Genomic DNA, 1,688 nt, shown 5'->3' with positions numbered 1-1,688 from the left:
TAGGGATATTCAGTAAATATCTAACTAATTGTTTGTCAGTGTAATATATTATTTGTACCTTTACATAAAAACCCCCGAACGACCCATCACGGGCAGAATCGGGGGAAATTTATAAAATTAACTGCTGTGAAGTTACGAAAAATTTCTGACATAACACCAACTTTGCCCTTTACAGAGTTCGATTTTTTACAACATTATCGCGATAGCTTTGCAAAAAGCGAACTTGGGCGCATCCGTGCCCAGCTCCCACTTGAGGAGTTGGCAGCAGAGTTGGCAACCCGCACCCATAAGCGTAGGCGTGGGAAAAAGCCTCTTTTTTCGGCAGAAGGGGAAATCGCCCTCATGTTCCTCAAGGCATACACGGGCCTGTCGGACGACGGCCTGATAGAGCTGCTCAACGGAAGCATCCACATGCAGATGTTCTGCGGTGTGCTGATAGACCCTGCCAATCCCATCAAGGACGGGAAGATTGTAAGTGCCATACGCAACCGTCTTGCCAGGCACCTCGACATAGACAGCCTTCAACGCATATTGTACGCCCGGTGGGAAGGCGACCTCAAGGACAAGGACCTGTGCCTGACGGATGCGACCTGCTATGAGAGCCACCTGCGTTTCCCGACAGACGTCAAACTGCTTTGGGAGTGTTGCCGATGGCTTCACGACCTGCTCGTCTGCCAGAGCAAGCGGTTGTCGGAACGCGTTCCGAGAAACAAGTACAATGATGTTGCCAAGGCCACGCTTGCATACGCCAAGCAGCGCAAGCACACCGGCTCGGCCACGCGCAGGCTCAGGAGAAGACTCCTGAAACTTCTTGCCAAGCTCCGCTTCCAATGGAACGGCCTCCGCAAGTTGTACGGCCCCTGCATCAGCCTGTCGGCAGAACAAGAAAAGCGGCTGTCCGCCGTGCGTGAGGTATACCTCCAACAGTCAGACCTGTTCGCTGGCAAGGAGGTCAAGCACCGCATCGTCAGCATCGACCGCCCGTACCTCCGTCCCATCGTCAGGGGCAAGGAAAACAAGCGCGTGGAGTTTGGGGCAAAGGTCAACAACATACAGATTGACGGCATATCATTTATAGAACACCACTCCTTCGAGGCCTTCAACGAGGGCATTCGCCTTAAGCGGTGCATTGAATATCAGGAATCGCTGACGGGAGTCAAAGTCAAACGTGTCGGTGCCGACTCCATATACGCCAACAACGCCAACCGCACCATGTGTACGGAGAGAGGCATAACGACCTGTTTCGTCAGGAAAGGCCCAAGGCCCAAGGAAGAAGCCGGATGCCTCAAGAAGGCGAGGAGGATTATCGGGACCCTCAGGGCCACGGTAATGGAGGGCAGCTTCGGGAACCAGAAACAGCACTATGCCGTTGGGCGCATCAAGGCACGCAACATGTTCAGCGAAACATTGCTGCTCTTCTTCGGAATCCATACGGCAAATGCCGCCGTCCTTGCCGCAAGGCAGATGGCCAGGGACATGAAGAAGGCGGCTTGATAAAAAAATGAGGTGATTTTATATCCATCCATAGGCAGGTATGGAAGGGACAGGTGTGCCCATACGGCTCGACATTTGGGAGTTTTTGCGCGCAAAGCACATCAAGTACTCTTCCAAAGACGCTTTTCAAGAAAAGAATCTGACATTTGACAGTCTCCAGAGATTCCTAAGAGGGAATTAACTGAATTACCCTA

1 protein-coding gene is annotated in these 1,688 nt (G+C 52.2%); it reads left to right on the top strand.

What is annotated here, in order from left to right; translation table 11 throughout:
• Nucleotides 1-126 precede the first annotated feature (126 nt).
• Nucleotides 127-1,494, top strand: a complete 1,368-nt coding sequence (locus tag HMPREF2955_RS00190; protein ID WP_070719846.1) for a transposase — start codon at nt 127-129, stop codon at nt 1,492-1,494.
• Nucleotides 1,495-1,688 lie beyond the last annotated feature (194 nt).

The sequence above is a fragment of the Prevotella sp. HMSC073D09 genome, from assembly GCF_001814145.1.
Taxonomy (GTDB): Bacteria; Bacteroidota; Bacteroidia; order Bacteroidales; family Bacteroidaceae; genus Prevotella; species Prevotella conceptionensis.
Note: the sequence above shows the minus strand (reverse complement) of the source record. Positions and strands in the feature narration are given on the sequence as shown.